We start from the raw sequence: 20,617 nt of genomic DNA on the forward strand, positions 1-20,617 counted from the left end.
GATGTAATAGTGAGGTTTGAGTTGAAATTGTTTAAATTGAAACATAAATAGTGTGCAGTCTAGCGTTAAACTAGTTACGAATAACTAGTTTAACGCTAGCGTCTTAGGATTATTCGGTATCAACCCAAAGCTCTAATCCATTTAGGTAGCTGTCTCCTGTGGCCCTAAAGCCTGTTAACTGCTCATCTGCGGTTAGAGTATATTCATCGCTATAGTGACCTGAGTAAGATTTGCTACCACAGGTTAACAGTAAGCCACCAGATTTATTATATAGAAAGAGTCGAGACATATCGTTTCCAGACCCAAACTCTGTGGGTCCCCAGACAGCTCTAACTCTACCTATGTCAGCAACGTTTATTGTATGTTTGGCTCCGCCAGTGCCTCCAATATGAGCACCTCCTACCTGCGAGATAGAATCTACAATAAACCCACAGCCAAACGTCACTTGAGCATTGATACGAGTATCAAATAGATAATCATTACCAATGTCATCACCAAGGAATTTAACTGGATACCCTAGAGGTGTTGCATCGACGCAAGCAGCAAATCGAACACTCGAATTGGCATCATATGTACTAACAACTCTATCTGCCATGTTTACGGAATGATGATAGCTAGTTCCACTTGCTCCTTGGTTACTAGCCCAGTAGCTAACGTCAATTGGCCAGTTGTGATTAGTAAACAAACGGCCACTAGTATTGCCATCATCATATAGGCTTCGAAGTTCCGTCACCGTTGGCAATCGTGCTCCTCTAGCTTGGCACAAGTGATTAGCAGTGTGCCAATCGTGAGAAGCCGTGGTGATACCATTTAAAGCGGTAGTACCGTTACCAACTTGAGGTGTGGCGATGATTTCAGCATCTTTAGCATCTGCGTACATCAACGGTGGTAGGTAGATATTCCCTGAGACGATTGGCTCATATGGGTTACCGACGTAACCTTGCAAAATTCCTGTGGCATAGCCCCCTTTTCCATCAGACACAACATAGGACACAGATGTTTCTCCAGGTTGGGTACTAGTGAAATCAAACTCAGTATCATTGAAAAGATTACCATCGTTGTTGGCATCGTTTGGAATTAAGATGGTTGCACCAAAGCTGTATATGTCAACGAGATGAAGAGTATCACCGTCAGGGTCACTTATAAGATCCGCAACATTGAACCTTAATTGTTTACCATAAGGAATTTTAGCTACCTCGTCACCAGAGTCTGGATCTATATAACTGATTTTCCTACGAGATTCTGCTGTTGGTGCACTGTTTGTGTCTGTTGAGACCGCGATATCAATACTACCAGCTAACACACTTGAACCATCACTATAGCTATATAGGATGCGTTCTACGCCGCTTGGTATGCCATCTCCTGGGGTGTAATCAATCGTATTAGTTGATGTGTTTGCAATAGCAGTTGAATTTGTCGCATCACCATTAGGCAATGTAACCGTGGTTGCTAATGCATATGTGCTTGTGTCTAGAGAGTACCCCGCGTTCCCAAGCTCTTTAGCGATATCTATTTGTACAGATGTGAAAGAGGAGGTTAGTCCTGAAATCGGTGTAAGTTGCTCAGTTGACTCACCGACAGCCGCACGAACTGTCGCTTCAGCAAAACCATCTCCTGATGTTGCTGAAGTAGCGCTAATACGCGCCTCTCCATGGTTACTATGGGAGCTCATAGCGATGTCAGAAGGTAGCGCAGCGCCAACTCGATAGCGGTAGTCGCACACTTTTGCACTTTGAGCGCTAATGGTGAAGCCATTGGCATTTTGGGATACAACATTACAATCATAGCTATTATTCAAAGACGTAACTGTCGTTAATGTAACTGACGAATCATCAGATGACTCCATATTATTCGACAAATCAACAAAAAAGGTATTTGTGGGAGTGCTTTGACGAATTACATCCTGAGCATAGTAAAGGGTATCTCCTGATGTTGGAGATTCGGGTTTGGAGTTAGTAGTCGCTTCGTCGCTAGATGCACCACACCCAAACAGCGCCAATGATATCGCTACTGACAGGGATAATTTATGAAAAGGTGCGTATGTACTTATTCTCATCATGTATTTAATACTCATTAGTGAATGTTATGGGAATTAAGCAAAGAGAGCACAGCCCATTATTTATTTGCGTATTCTAACAAGGCTAAATCACTTTAAATTAGCACGAGCTAGTATCTGGCACTGGTGAGTGCCTAGTTGACAGCTGGCGCTATTAGCAATGATATAAGTTAAAACTCAAACTGTTATACGTCTCTAGTATTTATATTGAAGTGGGGTTGTTCATGTGAATAACTACTTTTATAAGATAAGACCGAAGGTGGGATCTAATACCAGTTACTAAATTAGCGAATGAGTAACCTAAGGAATTAAATGCCTAGGTTATTTTTTAGGTGAATGGTTTTCTTGCTCAAATATCCACTAGGCATATCGGAAGGTCACTTTTCTTTACTTGCTAACCAAAACGTTTATTCATTGCATATCATACACCCGAAGTTAGCAAGGGGCTAACTAATCATATTATGAATATATCGAAGGAAATAAAAGTGAAAAAACTAACACTTATTACACTGCTATCTGCAATTACATCTGTTCCAGCTTTTTCTGCACCTGGCGATACCTCTATTGGTTCTGTAGTATTCAGCGGCTTTGTTCCTGGTTTTGTATCCAACGGTGACATCCTTGTTACTGGTGCGGGCGGTAGTGAAGACCCTGCTTCTTTTGTTGGTACGTTACAGGTGAACGCTGACGGTACGTTCGCAACGACTAAAGCAGTTGTTTTGGAAGCGCATGACTACACGGGGGCTGTGCTTGGGGCTTTAACTCCAGCTAACTGGACGGTATCACAAGTAAATGTGCTTCCAGCTTCAATGGGTGAAGTACAGCCTAACATTGTCGTCGGCGATAACCTTTCAGCGACGGAACTTACTGCAGCTGACTACTTAGCTTCAACTCAACTTTCAGCAGGCGATACGATTCAACTGTATGTTGCTAACGATACAGCACACTCAACTCCAGATGATATTGCTGGTACAGAAGTTATCGTTAACGTTGATATGATTGCAACTTTGCCATAAGAAAAAATCTCATTATTTGATAGGCACTTAATTAATTAAGTGCCTTGTTTTTCGAGGCTGATGAAAAATGAATATCTATATAAATTATTTCTTTCTATTATTGCTTGTTATTTTTAGTTTCAATAGCTTTGGCTATGAAAGCTATTCATTTCCAGTAAATACACAAATAAATAGAGCGAATTTGTATGACTATTCTATAAATGTAGATTTATCTGATGAGTTTATTGCACTGAAGTATGATGGTGAGAACGAAACCTTTCTAAATGGGCGTTTTTATTCTTATATTAGAACGAATATACCAACAAGCTCTGGGGATTCGTTTGAATACAGTTATAACATATCAGAGTTCACTTCTAAATGTGTTTTCAACGATAGCGGTGAGACTATGTATGATGATTTTGTCGATCTCTATATCGATAGAAAACATTACTCTGATATTTCAGATATACCAAACTTTGAATTTAATAATATTAAAAATACTGAATATGAAAACTCTACCAATGAATTTGAATTAGTGACAAATAAAAATATACCGAGTGATGAGCCATTAGATTGCAATGGTCGTATTACGTTCAATGTGGAGCTTCAACTATAATGTTTATTAGACTTTGGTTTGGTTTAAACTTAATTATCATATTTTTCTTGGCCATAATATATAGTTCAAAATCCGTCGCAAATATTCCAGATGGATTTGAAGATATGTTTGAAGAGAAGTTGATAAGAATGCCACTAATTCTCTCGGCTGATAACAACAAATTATTCTATTCGGAAGCTTTCATCTCGGGTGATGAAGTAAGAATTCCCACTTCACAAAAACAACTTGTAGCACAAGCATTGGCGAATGAACTTGGTATTGAGAAAGATGTTAGCGATGCGATGGCAACAACACTGGTAAATGGGGTTGAATCGAGCCTAGATTGTAAAGGTTATCGAAGTGAATGTGGTCTACTACCTGATTTATATGATTTTGTTTATGTGCCAGATAGCCAATCATTGATTATTCATGTTAACTCACAATTCTTAACTGAGATAATAGAAGAGTCAGAAATAAAATTTGTAAAAGAAGAGATCGATCAAAACGCGATCATTATGTCACATGGTTTGAATCTATCTGGTTCTTATAGCGACAACACTGATTATACATCGTCTTATTCTTATCAACATGAAAATTATGCAGGTTTTGGCAAGTATGGCTATTTGCATAATGATCTAAACTTTAGTGATGTCAATGGTTTCAGTTCGGATGACTCATCGTATAACTATGTTGGTGGTAATACTCGTTTCTCTGTCGGGTATAAATACCAAGAACGCCCTTGGAATAGTACTCAGTTTTTAGAAAATGGCAGCAAAACTTCTGGTTACATGTTGTCGATTGGATCGACGAGAGAGCTAGTAAAAAAATCATCTTCTAATTCTAGACGAGTATATTTGAACATTTCAAGAGCTGGTCGACTAGAAATTAATGATGATAGAGGCCGTGTTCTATTAAGTCGTAATGTGGATGCAGGGCAAGAATACTTTGACTATAACGAGCTACCATTTGGTACTTATACTGCGACAATTCGAATATTTGATGGCAGTGAAGAGTTTTACACAGAAGATAGGTTGATAGTCAATACAAGCTCTTCGTCGATTAAAACCGGCGAACTAGATTATCATATTACAGCCGGTTATTTATCAAGAGACCTGACGAATACGGGACTAGAGGACGATTTTGACCAGAAATCCATCAACTTTGCTTATGATAATTATGAAAGTCCAATGTTCACCAATGGGAAATTGAGCTATCAAGTTACGGATTTTTTTGCACTGGGTGCAGGTTCGTTTATTACAGGGGAAGATAATTATAATTATGTTGGTGGTCACTTATCTTTAGGGGAAGTGTCCAGAATATCGGCAGTAACAGGATTATTTGACGATGGATCTAGTTTTTATAATTTTGATGTGGGGATTTATAACTTAAGTGTATCTTACACAAAATTTGATAGTGAAAATGATAATAGTATTGGAGATATTAGTTTGTCTCAACTTTTATTCAGTAACTCGAACTATACGTCATTATCAGTAAATTACAACAAGTACTTAACGAGAAATATATCATCATATATATCGGGTATATTAACAAAAAACCAATATAAAGATTTTAGTAATGGTTATAATAATGAATCAGAAAGTTGGTCTGCAAGAAGTGGCGTGCAGATATCATCATTACCACTTGACTCAAAGGTGAACTTAGAGTTATCAGCAAGTGAATCGAGCGATATAAATTATGGTGTTATGGCCTCAATAATTATTCCAATAGGCCAGGAAAACACATACACACATAGTACACAAGCACAAATAGATGATAGTGGTGATGTTGCGCTATCGCATAGAGATACAGTCTCAAGTAGTCTAATTAACAGAAACAATCTAAATGTATCAAGCTCTGCGGGACTTTATTATCAAGATTCTACTGAAGACCAAAGCAGTGCCGATTTATCATTGTCTGCAAATTATAAGAATAAATATATTGACTCAAACTCTTATACCTATATCAATTCAAGTAGCAATACAAGTGTTTCTGCATATATTGGTACAAGTAATATCGTAACTTCTCAAGGAATAGAGTTTACGAGTGAAAAGTCATCTTCTTATTTTATTTCGAATAATGATACAGGGGAACTGTCTTCGGATGGAAAATTCTTGGCGGTAGTTAACTCCGAGCAGAATGGAAAACAAAGCAATGCTTATGTTAGTGGAGATGCTTTGACGGTATATCCATTAAAAGAGTTCTATGAATATGAATTCAAGCTTGATACGGAAGCCTCTGATTTTTACAACAATGGTGAGTCTTATACGTCGGCTACTAGTTATCCAGGAACTGTTATCCGTTTGGATACGTCGTTGTCTGAGTTGAAATCATTTATATCGACGTTTAGTGATATAAATGGAAATCCAATAGACGGAGTTGAATGTATCGGTGGAGGTTGTGTTTCTACTGACAAGCTTGTTGAAGGTGTGTATCAATTTAAGGTGAAAGATAAACAACCTTACAAAATTATATCTAAGGAAAACCAATGTGTAATACCGGAGTTATCATCGGTTAATAATTTGAATTTAGGTAATAACTTCTGTATGCCATCATTCGAAGAAAATAGTGAAGGTTATCAGATAGCCCTAGTTGATGGTGTTTATTATTACTACTTAGGGCAATACAAGGATAGTAATATTGTATTGAACTATCAGAACAAACTGAACAACTCAGGTGTTGAAATTATAAACAAAAAGCTTGGCGGTTATTTGTATATATTCGCTAAGTCTCCTGAGCAACTAACTACGGCAAACAAACTGTATGTTGATGAACTCATTAATTATGCAGTTCATATGGAGATGACGCCATATGCTTATAACTAACATAGAGAAAATTATGCAACGTGTAATATTTACTTCGATACTATTAATGACGACCTCTTTTAGCCATGCATTTAGCATAGATAAAATGCTTCTTATAGCTGGAGAAGATGGTAATGGAGTTTTTACTCTGACTAGTTCGAAAACTGAACCTGAATATATAAAAGGTAACGTTAGCCAAGTAAAGGTTGAAAACGGAGAGTTAGAAAAGGTAGAGCTAACAAAAGATAATTTACCTTTATGGGATCTTGCGCTATTACCCAATAAACTGATATTAAATCCGGGGGAAAGACGTCGTGTATCAGTAAAGAATTTATGTCAGGTTAATTGTGATGATTTAGAGAAGGACAAAGTTTATCAAGTGACTTTCATGCCTAGCGTTATCGATGGAGATAAAAAAGAAAGTATAATTGGTATTAATTATGGTTATGCTCCTTATTATATTGTACCTGCAAAAAATACTAATGTTGACTACAAAGTTAAATATAACGGTTCAGAAGTTTATGTGGAAAATAATGGTAACACATTTTTCTACATACAGTTTGATAACTGTAAACCGAATTCTGTTAGTAACAAATGTAAACAAACTAATACAATACTATCTGGTCGAAAGAAAACCATAAAATTAGCAGAAGGCCTGCAAAATGTCGATTCGTTATCCGTTAAGGTAGCCAACCATGATTACAGTTATAACAAAAATATCACTATTAAAAAGAAATAGCCTAATTAGTATAGCGCTATTATTCACGGCTTTAGATAGTAGCCATGCTGCAGATGTATACGGAACGATTACAGCAAACAACTCTGTGGTTTGGAACAATGCGGCGCCAAATAGTTATTTCGGTAGTGAAGCTATATCTCCATCTGCATGGACGATAGCGCAAGAGCAACCAACGGCAGAGTGGTATCCCGCAACGATGGATAACCAACCCGTTAATAACGTTAGCTTTGTTAATCATTCTACAGGCGAAAGTTTTAACACCAGCCTGGAGTTGTTAGGCGTTGAGTATAATTTGGGTAGCTCGGCTAGTTATTTCACATCAAAAGACTACGGGTCAAATGTGGGAATGGGAGTTGCCAATGAGTGTGCAGCTACAAATATAAGTGGTTCGAGTGCGAAAGTGGGCCAAGAGTCGACTTTGTGTGTGTCGCGAATGGGTTACACAGCAACAAGCCGAATAGAGCCTTTTAAGTTTTATCGACCTGCTTTCGCTTTGCCTAATATCAGTAATGATGTGTTCGCAGCCCCTGTTGGATCTGGAACTTTTACGGCATCAATTAACCTTTCACCCACTTACTTTTTTACAAGTCAAACCGGTACGATGACTTATACCAGAGTGCCGGAAACGTTAATTATCACGATTGATTATCAAGCTGCGATCCTTGAATCATTAACGGTACTTGGAGACGGGAATATTGAACCCCAGTATGATACTGCAACAAAAAGGATCTCTGGTACAACGAGGTATGATGTTAGCTTGTTAGGGACTTTACCTACAGGCGTTATTATGACATTTAGCCCTACGTCAGGTGACTATGAGCTTACAAATATTGATAACTCGCTAGAAAAGATACCCTACACAATCACGTGTGCCATTGGCTGCGAAAGCCCTGACAAGGTGATTGTCCAAGACGGAGTACTTAATACCGTATCTTTTCCTGATTCAGAAGTGATTACAGTGAATGGAGAAGGTAGTAACAAAGTTGATGTAGCATACGATGTTAGTTTTGATGTCGATGGAAATGCACTCAGTTCAGGTAATTACCAAGGGTCGTTTAATGTTGTTTATGAGGTGAACCTGTGAACCGACTAATTAATAATATTTTTTTTATGTTTCTAGTACTAACCAGCGGTGCAGCGGTTGCTGAGAAGCCAACTGCTCATATTTTGGGGGTAGGGGCAAACTATGGCTATAATTTTGATGGAGATATGTTTGAGAATTCTCAATCTATTTATTTTCTCTACCAATATAACCGACTTCAATTGAATCTAGGTATCAAACATTATAAATTATTAGATGATTCTGAGTACATACCTGATTTAGGTTTGCTTTATAGTATACATGATGGAGAAGAAATTGATTTAAAGGTTGGAGTCGGATTTGAAGATAAATATCCAACAATAGAGTACCTTGCTGAGTATGCTTTGAATGAATATTTCGGTGCGAGTATCGCACTTAATCAAACGTTGAATGATGATTTTGGGCAAAATCAACGAGAAGCCGTGGTTGGATTATCTTATTATTTCAATGACAGCAAGCGTAAGATTGAGTCTGACCAAGTTGAACCTCGCCCTTCGTCACTTGAAATTACGAAAGCTCCGGATTGCACATCTGACCCAACTGATACGGACTGTGACTTCGATACTATGTCTAACAGTATATCCGAAGTTGCTGTTAAGCCGACATTACCTTATGTCGTACAAGAAGGTGATTGGTTATATGAACTACGTAGAAAGTTCGGCTTCGATTTAGAAGAGATCATTGAGAGTAATGATATTGAAAATCCTGATTTGATCATTCCTGGCCAAGTATTAGAATAAGCTCTTACCGGTAACCTGATCAATATTAAAGTATTACTAGACCTATTTCTTATAAGGTATGGTGATGCTTTTTTTTTGCACTCGATTAAATCTGTCTAACTATTCATCTATGATCTTACATAGCTTACGTTGATGTGAATAATCAAGTGTTGCCAAGAATCATAGTTTACATACCAGATCTTAGGTTCAGGTATTAAATATTACGAAGTTAGATAAAATTTAATTCTCTTAATGTAAAACCATTAAACTACTATGAAGACTTGCAAGATATGTATTAGCGTTTTACTCTTCGGTCTCTCCCTAAGGTTTAACTGCCATCAAATCGCTAACCAGTGCATAATATGCATAAGTCTGGTGAATTGATGTGGCCGTATCCATGCTATATCATGATCGTTATGAATGGACTTTTCTGAACAAATTAATGTTTACAAATCTAACATCACGGATGCAAGAGTGTCTGGTAGGCATTAGACTTCTTTTTTCCTGCGAATAAGCTAAACTCTCATATGTAACCAATTACATTTGAGGTGTTTATGAAGTCGTTTGTCAATATTAAGGTCGTTTTATGTTCGTTTTTATTTTTTGCAACCTCAGCGATTGCTTCTATTAGTGCTGATGATGTCACGTTTTCAGGCCGAGTCGATGGAGATATACGAGCAATTTATTCTGACAAAAGTCTAACGAATGTGGATGGCATGCAAAACACGAAAGCTGTAAGAGGCATGACTCAGAGCAGTTATGTAACATTACTAAACAATGAAGTAGATGATGTAATTGTTCGTGAGGTTGACATGTAGTCAAGCGAACATAGCATATTAGATTCTAACTTTTTACCATATGCTTTAATACTCAATCGCTTAATTACATAGTATATAGATTGTACTGATAATTTAAGTGGGAAAATAATGAGGTATATTGGTTCAATAATATCGAATACGAATGTCAAAACTGTAGAGCTGTGTTTTGAAAGATTGAAGCAAGCAGGAGTTCATCCATCAGAACTATCTTTCGATGGATTGGTACTCCTGTTAATGTGCGCGGAAAGAGACCGCTTAGCAACACTGAGAGCTAATTGAGCATGGGTTTGAACAGGTTTGACAGCCTGTAAGCAAGTTCAAGAACTCGGGTTGAGTAAATAGCTGGCTTGTTTTTATGTGCATTAAAGCTTTAGAATAATAGTGTTTACCAATTTTGATTGCACCGTTGGTTGATTTTTTCTCGTACGAAACAACAGAAAATCCCATTTTTTCGAGTACTTCTGCTGAGCTCTTTATAGCAACTGTTGTGTAGTAGTCGGTAATGTTAGCGTGTTTTGCTAGAAACCTGAATTCTCTATTTAATTGTAGACGAAAAGGTCGCTCGTACAGCGAATGATGGCTCACCGCAAAATAAGCTAATTTTCGTCTTTTATTATAAGGAACGGTTTTTCTTAAATCTATTTCATCAATCGACTTTTGAGAAAGTGTTTCAATTTCGGAGATCATACCTTCAGTCGTGAATATAGTGCCTATGTTATGTCCTAATAGCTCCCCTGTGACGCTGTCGACATATTTATAGGCAATGAAACGTTTTTCATTGCAATATTTTAAAAAATCGATTTTATAGAGTCCATGCTTAATATTCTCATCAGAGGTTTTCTCATGAAAAACAAGTACAGAATTTACAATCTCACTATCATTAGAATTTCCAATCGGATATTCACAAACAGGATTGTGTTCGATCATCGATGTTGACTGATAATTTGCTCTGGCGATCAAGTTATTTAAACTACGGTATTTCTCTTCCATCAGAGTATTGAATTGATCAACTCTATTTTTAGAACTAGGGTCTTGATGTTGTAAATGACTAACTTTAGATAGATAAGGCTCAAGATCGTTGGTAAATTCTCGCAAAACACGAATACTACGGCTAAGAGTTGGTTTAGTTGTTCCTCTTTCCCATCGACTAAGTGTAACGGTATCAATGTTCGATAGATCTCCTCCGAGTAAGTTGAGCTTTGTAGCTGCTTGACTTTGTGTTAGTTCATTCGCGATTCGATATTTTTTTAAGTATTCGCCAAACACAGTAGTTTTCTCCAATCTTTTGCATAAGGCGAAGTATTATTATGTGTAGAAACTTAAGATGGTAGGCATCTTAATTTAAAGTCTGTTTGGCTATGCCTAATGATTTTTGATTGAGTATTGGTTATCCCACTGGGTTGTTTTTATGAGGGTTATTATTTCGGGTTGAGAAAGAAGTGTCGCTGTATCAATTTCGTATAAGCAATGTTCGAATGAGCGGTTGCCTAATTTAAAACCTCCTTTTTCTGACTCAATATCAAATGCTATTTTCTTAAATCCAAGTTGCTCTAAAATTTGTCCGATTTCAGGCCATGCACTAAAGAAATAATAACGTTGAACATTTGAATAGTGAATTAGGTTTATAAATTGAGAAACTAACATACATCGAAATATCTGGAAATTAGAAGAGTAACGATTATAATTACAAACCGATAACTTAGTCGAATTTTTATAACTGACAGATTTTGTCAGGTCGATATCAATGATTTTTGAATGAGTAACTTTGTCAAAATAGTCACTTTCGAATATAAAACTAATTGAGTGACCTACCAACTGCCCGCTTTCTGTTATAAATCTTTTTAAAATAGCTCGTTTGTTTTGTTGGTAGTCATATAGATTAATGTCGAAAAAACCCTTCGGTGTATGGATGGCTGTTTCGTAAAAGATTTTAAGGCTAGATAGTATCTTGTCATCATCTTTCAAAAGAAGTGGCATCTCAGTAATTAAAGTTGATTGTGGCTCTTGTGGCTCTTCATAACTTAATGATGAAAGCTTCGTTACCCTGTTATTAAAACGAAGTTGTTCAACCTCGTCTAGTAGCTTTGTTTCGTTTGGATTAGGTATTAATTCATAAAAGTCACTCAGGTCAACCTGTAAACAACGCAAGATTCTTAGGCATTTTGCAAGTGTTGGTTTGGTTTTTCCTCGTTCCCAACGACTGAGAGTTACCACGTCTACAGAGCGAAACTCTTCATTTGCAAGGTTTAACTTAACAGCAAGCTCACTCTGAGTAAGACCTAGTGAGACTCTCAATTCCTTTAAATAGTCACCAAACATACATTATCCCTAAGCGTAATTTGATCTAATTGAAGTATAGTCATCTATGATAGTTAATGGCGTTTTTAATAACCTATCTAAATGTAACAGACTCGAGATTACCGTTTTGAAACGGCATTGTGTATTTGTACAGGAGTTCGTTTAACTACTTATGCAGTTTGTCTTCACGGTTAAGAAGTAGGCATGTAAAGCTACATATGATTTGTTCATGCTAATCCTTGCTAGTTATTGATCTGTAGTATGGATTAATCACAAAAAGAGGTTTGTTTATGAATACGAATATGTTGTCTGAAAATTTACAAGCCGAAGCACTTATTGACGATGTTAATCAGGGATTGTTTTATCCTGTTTTTCAACCGATAACTAATGGCAATGGAACTGTCGGTGCTGAGGTTTTGTTACGTTGGGAAAAAGGGCACGATGTTGAATCGTCAATTCGCTGTCTGTTAGACTCTAAGAAGATTGCATGGTTTACTCAAATATTCTTGTTAAGAGTGTCCGAGGAATTATTGTCTCAGAAGAAAATGATTGATTTTCTGACTATTAATATCTCCCCTGATCACGTTTTAAGTTTCACTTTTCTACGTGATATTTCCCCAATTTGGCAAGCATGTAATAAGTTGGGTATAACCTTATGGATTGAGCTTACTGAGAATGAACAATACCCGGTTGGCATTGACGAGAAAAGGATGATGTCCCAGTTTGGAGTATGTCGTGGTCTTGGAATTAAAATCGCGATAGATGACTATGGCAGTGGTTATAACACTGGTGAAGCACTGATTAGGGTTGTTAAACCGAACATAGTGAAAATAGATCGGTCGTTAATGAGAAACCGGAGTGATAATTCGACCTTTTGGGAGCGTCTTAGATTTTTAGCTCGGAAGTATCAGATTGAATTGTTATCTGAAGGTATAGAAAACCATGAAGATTTACGTTTTGCACAATCGCAGGGCATAGATTATTTTCAGGGCTATCACTTAGGCAAACCTGGCTCATTGAGTCAATTGTCGAAACAAGGTGCAGCATATTGCTGATCTACTTAAAAATAGCGTGAATAAATTCGGGTTACTTTTAGTGTGTAAAGCATCATCGTTAGTTTCAAGAGTTTTAGGTTTGCCGGAACATAATGCCATTCTATTAGTTTAATCATGCCTACTTAGTATCAAGTGTTTAATGCCTGCCAGTTTATCTATTTATAACCATTTGTTAGCATTGGGACAAACAACAAAACATTGGAATCGTTATGTCGCAGTCACCTTTGGATCAAAAGGCTTTGGAGCAAGAGCTTTCAGGTCAACAGCCCTCCTTATCTCAAATTAATGTGTTTCCGGTTAAATCAGTAGGTGGGATTGCACTCTCTTCTGCTTGGGTCGAAAAACAGGGCCTTACCTTCGACAGACGTTTTATGTTGGCCTTGGCTGACGGCTCAATGGTGACGGCACGTAAGTACCCTAAAATGGTCAAGGTATCTTCTAGCTTGCAACCAGATGGTTTGATCTTCACTTATGAAGCTAAAGAACCGCTGCGCTTAAAGTATGCGAGCTTCAAGATGCAAGAAGCGCCAGCAACGGTGTGGAAAGACAGCTTCACGGCATACACGACATGTGATGAAGCCGATGATTGGTTCAGTGATGTGTTGGGCGTGCGCGTTGAGCTACTGTTTTCTGGCGAGCAATCGAATCGTGTTCGTGAAAAGCTCGGTCACAATGTGAGTTTTGCTGACGGTTACCCAATGTTAGTGATCAGCCAAGCCTCTCTTGATGAACTCAATCGCCGCAGCCCTGAAACCCATTCAATGGATCAGTTCCGCACCAATTTTGTCGTCTCAAACACTGAAGCGTTTGCTGAAGATGGTTGGAAGCGCATTCGAATTGGTGAGGTTGAATTCGAAGCGGTGAAGCCTTGTGAGCGCTGTATCCTAACGACAGTCGATGTTGAGAGCGGCGAATTCAGAGCAACAAAAGAGCCACTCAATACCTTTTCTACGTTCAGAGCCAATGAACGTGGTGGCGTTTTCTTTGGTCAGAACCTTGTGGCGAAAAATGAAGGTCTGGTGAAAGCGGGTGACGTTGTTGAGGTACTTGAAACCAAAGAGAAAGAACATTACGAAGACTCTTGGGTCGAGTCACTGCACTTAACTTGCGTCGAGCGTGAAGAGATCGCTCGCGACTTCACAACCTTTTGGCTAGAGCCAGCGAAAGAGAACAATTTATTACCAAGCTATCAGCCGGGGCAGCATCTACCGATTGAAATGGTGATTAATGGCGAGAAAGTGTCTCGTCGTTACACGTTATCTTCTAGCCCTTCACGCGCAGGTCGTTTGGCGATTTCCGTGAAGCGAGTGGACGATGGTCAAATCTCAAACTGGCTCAATGATCACTTCCAAGTCGGTGACACGCTAGTTGCTCAGAATCCAGATGGCGCATTCTACTTAGAAGATAACCCAACACATCCATTACTGCTGTTATCAGCGGGAAGCGGCATCACCCCTATGTTGTCGATGCTTCGTTACTTAGCCGACCATGGTCAGATTGATGATGTGGTGTTCTATCACCAATGCAGCAGTGAAGAAGATATCCCTTATCAAGCTGAGATTGATAAGATCGCTCGCGAACATGCTGGTCTAAGTGTGATTTATTCACTAAGCCAACCAACGAAAGAGTGGGATGGTTTGTCAGGTCGTTTGAGTGTGTCTCATGTCGCCAAAATTGAGGACCTTCATAAGCGCCAAGCATTCGTGTGTGGCCCTGACGGCTTTATGGATAATGCCAAGAAATTGCTGATTCAAATGGGGCTGAATCCTCAGCATTATCATCAAGAAGCGTTTGGTGTTGCTCAATCAACGGAAGAAGCGGTGAAGCAACTGCAGTTGAGCGTTAACGGCTACCTGTTCGAAGGCAACAACCAATCAACACTACTAGAGCAAGCTGAGTCGGCAGGTGTGTCTATCGCATCAAGCTGTCGCGCGGGTTTCTGTGGTGCTTGTAAAGTGACCCTTGAGTCTGGGCAAGTTCATCAACCTGATGTACCGGCGTTGCAAGATCATGAACGCAACATGGGGCAAATACTGGCGTGTTGCAGTGTGCCTCAAACTGATATCGAAGTTGTAGACTAACTCGGTAGGTCGGAAGGCCAGAAAGAAAAGCACATTGAATAGAAAAGGCCGGAAGTTCACTGAAATGAACTTCCGGCCTTTTTGATTCTAAGATTAATTCAAACAATTAATCGTAGATCGTTGGGATCGGTTGACGCTTGTGCTGTGTTGCTTTGTAGATGCCTACTAAGCGGTCTGACACGTCTTGAGGGACTTCTTTACCTTCAAGGAAATCATCGATTTGGTCGTAAGAAAGGTTCAATGCTGCTTCGTCGGCTTTCTGTGGATCAAGCTCTTCTAGGTCGGCAGTAGGCACTTTCTTAACCAATAGCTCTGGCGCACCTAGCGTTGCTGCAAGTTCACGAACTTGACGCTTGTTCAGGCCAAACAAAGGCGCTAAATCACATGCGCCGTCACCGTGCTTGGTGTAGAAGCCAGTGATATTTTCAGCTGAGTGGTCAGTACCGATGACAAGACCGCCAACGTAACCTGCAATTTCGTATTGTGCGATCATGCGAGCTCGAGCTTTCACATTGCCTTTCACAAAGTCGATTTTTGCTGAATCTGTTGGTAGTAGGCCTGTGCCCTCTAGAGCAATGTGAGATGCAGCGTGAAGCCCATCAACACCCGCTTTAATGTTTACAGAAACAGATTGAGAAGGCTGAATGAAAGACAGCGCAAGTTGCGCTTCGTCTTCATCTTTTTGTTCACCGTAAGGCAGGCGAACCGCGATGAATTGGTAGTCGTTGCTACCAGCGTTTTCATTTAGGCTATCAACGGCCATTTGTGCTAAACGGCCACAAGTTGTCGAATCCACACCGCCACTGATACCAAGGATCAGAGACTTGCAGCCTGACTGCTGAAGTTTCGTTTTAATAAAGTCCACACGACGAGTCACTTCGAAGTGAGGGTCAATTGAAGGTAGTACGCGCATTTCGTCACGAATTAACTGTTCCATTCGTATTCCTTTCCTGCAAGCAAATTAAAAATCTAGTGTTATCATACCTAAATCATCCGATTTAAAAACCTCTTTGCACAAGCTTAGAAAGAGAAGGCAGTAATTAATAATGGAAAAAATAGCCATTTTCGGTAGTGCGTTTAATCCGCCGAGCTTAGGGCACAAAAGTGTGATTGATTCGTTGGCTCACTTTGACAAAATTCTACTCGTTCCAAGTATTGCCCATGCTTGGGGAAAAGAGATGCTAGACTTTGATACGAGATGTCAGTTAGTTAACGCATTTATTAGCGATCTTTCACTGGATCAAGTGGAGCTTTCTTTGATCGAAAAGAGCCTATTTACCCCAGGTGAAAGCGTCACGACTTATGCCGTGCTCAGTGAACTTCAAAAGTTACATCGTGACGCTGAACTGACGTTTGTTATTGGCCCAGATAACTTCTTTAAGTTCTCATCTTTCTATAAATCAGATGAGATTACCGAGCAGTGGTCTGTAATGGCTTGCCCTGAAAAAGTGAAAATTCGCAGTACAGACATACGTAATGCACTGATAAGTGGAAGCGATGTGGCAAAACTGAGTACAAAGTCAGTTACAAAGATGTTGCAAGATAGTGGACTGTATCAGATAATGTAAGTTCACTAATCAAGAGGTCAGAGGACTATGCTAAAGAGCGCGATACCAGCGACGTTGATCATGGCAGCATGCAGTATGCCTGCGTATGCTGAGTGTGATTTTTTTAGCCTAGATTCGATCATGCTGACTTCTGATGAAGATGACAACTGTCTAGATTTCTCGACCAGCATCGAGTCTTTTGGCCAACGTATGATGGAAATCAGCGGGCTGAGCGATGATGAACCTGAAAGCACACCGGACTATTGGTCTGATTGGGTTCTTCAAAGTAAAGACTCGCCATTGCTGACACAAAGCATTGAGTCAAATTATGTTGGCTTGGGTATGTGGTTTCCAGAAGACCTTGAAGACGAGCAGTATGATATGTCGACTGAAGAGTGGTTGATGAATCATGGTCTTCAACTTAGTATCGGTTTTGGCGAGAAAGTCGAAGGGCAGCCGCGTATGCGCTTTGATTATCGTTGGCACGACTCACGTGACGCCGACCTAATGATGCAGGTTGAGTTGCCATTTTAGACAGGCAGATGCACAGATAGATTGCTATCTACGTCTAAATAGTAAAAATTAAAAAAGCCGCAAAAACTCAGTTTTTGCGGCTTTTTAGTATCTGGCTTGCGAGTTTTAATACCAGCACTCACTTTCCGCCAAGCTATAAATCTTCACCAAAAACAAGCATACACAGTTGCTCGAACTCTTCTTCTTTACCTGAGAACAGATCATCAATCACAAGTGAACGTTTTTGACCTGACTGCATGCGCTTCTTCGCTTCTCGCATCACCATCACCAGAGTGTGCTCTTGTGGCAAGTTTGAGTCATCAATGTTCCATTGATTGAATCGCTGAGAAAGAGCACTTTCGCAAAGCAGGGGTTTAAACGACAACACTTCTTGCTTCAATACAGAAAGCATATCTTTAAACGCTTGTTCCGTATTATTGGCATTAGAAGCGCGAGCTTTGGTTTGTTCTAGCTTTTCTAGTAGTGCCGAAGAGAGGTTCGTTTGCGTGATGTAACCCGCTTGTCTTGGGAATGAATCCGTCAAACGAACAGAAAAATCGACACGGTTAACCTGAGTGTTTGGAAAGTAGGTCAGTGACGTTAGGCAGTCGTGTGGAATCCAGACGCTTTGTCCTGGTTCAACGGCATACTCTTGTTTGCCTAACTTAATCAAAACCAAGCCACTTTGAACCGATACAAGGCTATGTTTAAGTACTTTCTTGCGTGGTGTGATCACCAAGTGTGAAAAGTAAGCCGATGTATATTCAATAGCGAAGTTCATAGATAGTACCTTAATTTTGGGGCGTCAAGATTACCGTTAATCTTAAAGAATGCCAACAATAACAGGGGATTTTCAATGTTTCTGGTCTGACCTTGTCAAAAGTATGGGCTCTGTAGCTGCGAGAAGTCAAAACAACGCGTAGAATGAGCCAGCTTTTTATTATATGAATTAAAAAATGACCTCTCCAACCGATCCATATGTTGATATTCGTCCTTACGGCGATGATGAAATTCCAGCGGCACTAAACCGTCTTATTAATGATGAAGAATTTATCAGTGCAATCTTGCACTACCGTTTTTCAAACCATGCGTCTTGGTTCAAAGCATTAATGAGCCCGATTTTGCGTGTGTACTTAAAAATGAAATGGAGCAAGCTGACTAGCGTTGAATCCATTCAGATTGAAGTGAAAAAGTACTTACGCGACACGTTAGCGAAAACCACTAGCGGTGTGACGTACACTGGTATCGAGTCACTGGATGCGAACCAAGCTTATCTGTTTGTATCAAACCATCGTGACATTGCTATGGATCCTGCGTTGGTAAATTACGCTCTGCATCAAAATAATCATCAGACTTGTCGTATCGCTATCGGAGACAACCTGTTGAAAAAGCCATGTGCGACTGAATTGATGCGTTTAAATAAGAGCTTCATCGTAAAGCGTTCTTTGAAAGGACCGCGTGAGATGATGAAAGCGCTAGGGCAGTTGTCTTCTTACATTAAGCACTCTCTAGAAACGGGCAACTCAATCTGGATCGCTCAAAAGGAAGGTCGTGCGAAAGACGGTAACGATTTTACTGAGCCAGCAATTTTGAAAATGTTCCACGTTGAAGGACGTAAGCAAAAAATTGCTTTCCCTGAATACGTGAAGTCATTGAAGATTGTTCCTGTGGCTATTTCTTACGAGAACGACCCATGTGACACGGCTAAAGCGATAGAGCTTTTCGAAAAAGACGTAAACGGCAGTTACGAAAAGGGTGAGTTTGAAGATATCGAAAGTATCATTCAAGGCATCATCGGTGATAAAGGACGCGTTCACGTTGGTTTCGGTCAGGTTATCGACCAAGATTTTGATACGCCTGAAGCGCTTGCTGAAGAGATCGATCGTCAGATCCACGATAACTACAAACTGTTCCCAGTAAACTTGCTGGCAGCAGAAAAAGAAGATGAGTCGATTACAGCGGCCGTTAAACAAGAGTTTGAAGCTAAACTGTCGAGCCTGCCACAAGGTGCGCGTCAGTACTTGATCGATAGCTACGCCAACCCAGTGAAGAACATTGGTTAACGAGCGTTAGTTAGCTTGCTAGTTGATTAGCAACTTGATTGAATTGAAAAAGGAGCCTTGGGCTCCTTTTTTGTTTCTGAATCACCATTTGTTGCTGCGATCGAGCATTAACGTATTAGAGCATTAGAGCATTAGAGCATTAGAGCATTAACGTATTAGAGCATTAGAGCATTAGAGCATTAGAGCATTAGAGCATTAGAGCATTAGAGCATTAGCCTGAATTAGCGAGCGACTGCGCCACCGAGCTCTAGATTGGTTGGCCATGTGGTTACAGTGTTACCGCCCAGATAGATGTTGCCTTTGACTGTCATGGTCTCGGGGAATGTTGTAATCCCAGAACCGCCTATATAAAGGTCGCCGTCAATCACGATCCCGTTGGGTAACTCGGTTAAAGGAGTGCGGATCACGCTCAGATCGCCTTTTACTCTAAAGCCATTCGGTAGCCTTTCCAGTGGAGTGTCGGTGAGGTTGATAAAGCCGCCCACTCTTACACCTCTTGGCCAGCTGGTGATTTGGCTACCAATCAAGTTGACGTAACCTTTTATCTTAACCCCGCTCAGGACTCGAGCGAGTTGGCTGTTAGAGCCTTTAAGGCTGCCGTTCACTTCTAACCCTTTGGGTAGGCGTGTGATCGCAGTATTCTCTATATTGAGATTACCATCTACCACCAAGCCAGTTGGAAGTGATGTATAAGGCTTATTTCGTAGATATAAGTTTCCGTAATTATCGAGATGGTTCAATATTTGATAGTGATCGAGTGGTTCAGCACTGACATTTGTTATGGTTAAGGAACCAATAATAAGTGCAATTATTCTGAGCATAACAGGCTTCTTATTACGATAGACGCTTACACTATAATGGAAAAATTAATCTCGCATAGTGTTTTACCCATTTGGCGGTAGATTAACGAGGAATGGAGCAAAGATGATAGGTAAATTAATGATTAGAGTAAATATACGAATTATTAAGGTCTTTCTGATAGCCGCTTCAGTGTTTGGCTCAATGTCTGCGAGTGCCAACAAAGTAATTTCAACGCCCGGTAAAGCTGCGGTGGTGGTGACACAAGGCGGTCAACAGCAACGAGTTTGTTATTACGATGACAAGGCTTATAGCATTGGGGCAGTGTTAGAGGTGGGGGGCGTAGTGATTCAGTGCGCTGCAGAAAACGATTTTGAGCAAAATGGGTCACTGGCTTGGGTTCAATTAAAAAAAGACGAGTAATTCACTCGTCTTTTAATAAGCATATAAATGCTTAT

The 20,617-nt window shown here is 39.7% G+C and carries 19 protein-coding genes; 13 read left to right on the forward strand and 6 right to left on the reverse strand.

Features of this window, described 5'->3' with window-relative positions; translation table 11 throughout:
• Nucleotides 1-109 precede the first annotated feature (109 nt).
• Nucleotides 110-2,074: an adhesion domain-containing protein gene (locus AB4329_RS08300; protein WP_372074940.1), complete on the reverse strand. Its 1,965-nt coding sequence runs from the start codon at nt 2,072-2,074 to the stop codon at nt 110-112.
• 467 nt (nt 2,075-2,541) lie between these two features.
• On the opposite strand from AB4329_RS08300, the gene AB4329_RS08305 reads away from it, so the two are divergent.
• The 7 genes from AB4329_RS08305 (at nt 2,542) to AB4329_RS08335 (ending at nt 9,804) form a co-directional block, all read left to right on the forward strand.
• Nucleotides 2,542-3,072, forward strand: a complete 531-nt coding sequence (locus tag AB4329_RS08305; protein WP_102321323.1) for a hypothetical protein — start codon at nt 2,542-2,544, stop codon at nt 3,070-3,072.
• Nucleotides 3,073-3,139: 67 nt separating this feature from the next.
• Complete coding sequence (locus AB4329_RS08310; protein WP_240800848.1) at nt 3,140-3,667, forward strand: hypothetical protein; 528 nt, start codon at nt 3,140-3,142, stop codon at nt 3,665-3,667.
• Nucleotides 3,667-6,468 carry a CS1-pili formation C-terminal domain-containing protein gene (locus tag AB4329_RS08315; protein WP_102321324.1) on the forward strand — a complete coding sequence of 934 codons (2,802 nt, stop codon included), beginning with the start codon at nt 3,667-3,669 and terminating at the stop codon, nt 6,466-6,468. The genes AB4329_RS08310 and AB4329_RS08315 overlap by 1 nt, the downstream gene beginning before the upstream one ends.
• A 13-nt stretch (nt 6,469-6,481) precedes the next feature.
• Nucleotides 6,482-7,186 carry a hypothetical protein gene (locus AB4329_RS08320; protein ID WP_229648578.1) on the forward strand — a complete coding sequence of 235 codons (705 nt, stop codon included), beginning with the start codon at nt 6,482-6,484 and terminating at the stop codon, nt 7,184-7,186.
• Entirely contained in the window at nt 7,143-8,270 is a 1,128-nt protein-coding gene (locus AB4329_RS08325; protein WP_102321325.1) for a hypothetical protein, read from the forward strand. The genes AB4329_RS08320 and AB4329_RS08325 overlap by 44 nt, the downstream gene beginning before the upstream one ends.
• Nucleotides 8,267-9,007 carry a LysM peptidoglycan-binding domain-containing protein gene (locus AB4329_RS08330; protein WP_065584792.1) on the forward strand — a complete coding sequence of 247 codons (741 nt, stop codon included), beginning with the start codon at nt 8,267-8,269 and terminating at the stop codon, nt 9,005-9,007. Before AB4329_RS08325 ends, AB4329_RS08330 begins: the two co-directional genes overlap by 4 nt.
• A gap of 533 nt (nt 9,008-9,540) precedes the next feature.
• Nucleotides 9,541-9,804 (forward strand): hypothetical protein, encoded by a 264-nt coding sequence (locus tag AB4329_RS08335; protein WP_017062773.1) that lies wholly within the window; start codon nt 9,541-9,543, stop codon nt 9,802-9,804.
• 255 nt (nt 9,805-10,059) lie between these two features.
• On the opposite strand, the gene AB4329_RS08340 is transcribed toward AB4329_RS08335, so the two are convergent.
• Nucleotides 10,060-11,070, reverse strand: coding sequence for a helix-turn-helix domain-containing protein (locus AB4329_RS08340; protein WP_102321327.1), 1,011 nt, complete (start codon nt 11,068-11,070; stop codon nt 10,060-10,062).
• Between the two features lie 96 nt (nt 11,071-11,166).
• On the reverse strand, nt 11,167-12,123 hold the full coding sequence (locus AB4329_RS08345) for a helix-turn-helix domain-containing protein (protein ID WP_102321328.1): 957 nt from the start codon (nt 12,121-12,123) through the stop codon (nt 11,167-11,169).
• Nucleotides 12,124-12,392: 269 nt separating this feature from the next.
• Between AB4329_RS08345 and AB4329_RS08350 the strand changes: the two genes are divergently transcribed.
• Nucleotides 12,393-13,157, forward strand: a complete 765-nt coding sequence (locus AB4329_RS08350) for an EAL domain-containing protein (protein ID WP_017062770.1) — start codon at nt 12,393-12,395, stop codon at nt 13,155-13,157.
• Between the two features lie 209 nt (nt 13,158-13,366).
• Nucleotides 13,367-15,238, forward strand: coding sequence for an MOSC N-terminal beta barrel domain-containing protein (locus tag AB4329_RS08355; RefSeq protein ID WP_372138004.1), 1,872 nt, complete (start codon nt 13,367-13,369; stop codon nt 15,236-15,238).
• A 106-nt stretch (nt 15,239-15,344) separates the two neighbouring features.
• Here AB4329_RS08355 and nadE read toward each other — a convergent pair whose 3' ends face one another.
• A complete protein-coding gene (gene nadE / locus AB4329_RS08360) occupies nt 15,345-16,175 on the reverse strand; it encodes an ammonia-dependent NAD(+) synthetase (RefSeq protein WP_102393916.1) in 831 nt (276 codons plus the stop codon).
• A 109-nt stretch (nt 16,176-16,284) separates the two neighbouring features.
• On the opposite strand from nadE, the gene AB4329_RS08365 reads away from it, so the two are divergent.
• Together AB4329_RS08365 and AB4329_RS08370 are read left to right on the forward strand one after the other, a co-directional pair.
• Entirely contained in the window at nt 16,285-16,806 is a 522-nt protein-coding gene (locus tag AB4329_RS08365) for a nicotinate-nicotinamide nucleotide adenylyltransferase (RefSeq protein ID WP_017067428.1), read from the forward strand.
• A 27-nt stretch (nt 16,807-16,833) separates the two neighbouring features.
• On the forward strand, nt 16,834-17,319 hold the full coding sequence (locus AB4329_RS08370) for a hypothetical protein (protein ID WP_048609737.1): 486 nt from the start codon (nt 16,834-16,836) through the stop codon (nt 17,317-17,319).
• A gap of 133 nt (nt 17,320-17,452) precedes the next feature.
• On the opposite strand, the gene AB4329_RS08375 is transcribed toward AB4329_RS08370, so the two are convergent.
• Nucleotides 17,453-18,079, reverse strand: coding sequence for a hypothetical protein (locus AB4329_RS08375; protein WP_017067957.1), 627 nt, complete (start codon nt 18,077-18,079; stop codon nt 17,453-17,455).
• A 175-nt stretch (nt 18,080-18,254) separates the two neighbouring features.
• Here AB4329_RS08375 and AB4329_RS08380 point away from each other — a divergent pair, with 175 nt between their 5' ends.
• The gene (locus AB4329_RS08380) at nt 18,255-19,361 is read left to right on the forward strand and encodes a 1-acyl-sn-glycerol-3-phosphate acyltransferase (RefSeq protein ID WP_017064308.1); all 1,107 of its coding nucleotides are present in this window, start codon (nt 18,255-18,257) and stop codon (nt 19,359-19,361) included.
• A gap of 221 nt (nt 19,362-19,582) precedes the next feature.
• Here the strand turns inward: AB4329_RS08380 and AB4329_RS08385 are convergent, their stop codons facing one another.
• Entirely contained in the window at nt 19,583-20,182 is a 600-nt protein-coding gene (locus AB4329_RS08385; RefSeq protein WP_372138006.1) for a hypothetical protein, read from the reverse strand.
• A gap of 103 nt (nt 20,183-20,285) precedes the next feature.
• Here AB4329_RS08385 and AB4329_RS08390 point away from each other — a divergent pair, with 103 nt between their 5' ends.
• On the forward strand, nt 20,286-20,582 hold the full coding sequence (locus AB4329_RS08390) for a YnjH family protein (RefSeq protein ID WP_017067955.1): 297 nt from the start codon (nt 20,286-20,288) through the stop codon (nt 20,580-20,582).
• Nucleotides 20,583-20,617 lie beyond the last annotated feature (35 nt).

This window comes from Vibrio sp. 10N.261.54.A5, from assembly GCF_041471145.1.
In the GTDB taxonomy this organism is placed as follows: domain Bacteria; phylum Pseudomonadota; class Gammaproteobacteria; order Enterobacterales; family Vibrionaceae; genus Vibrio; species Vibrio crassostreae_C.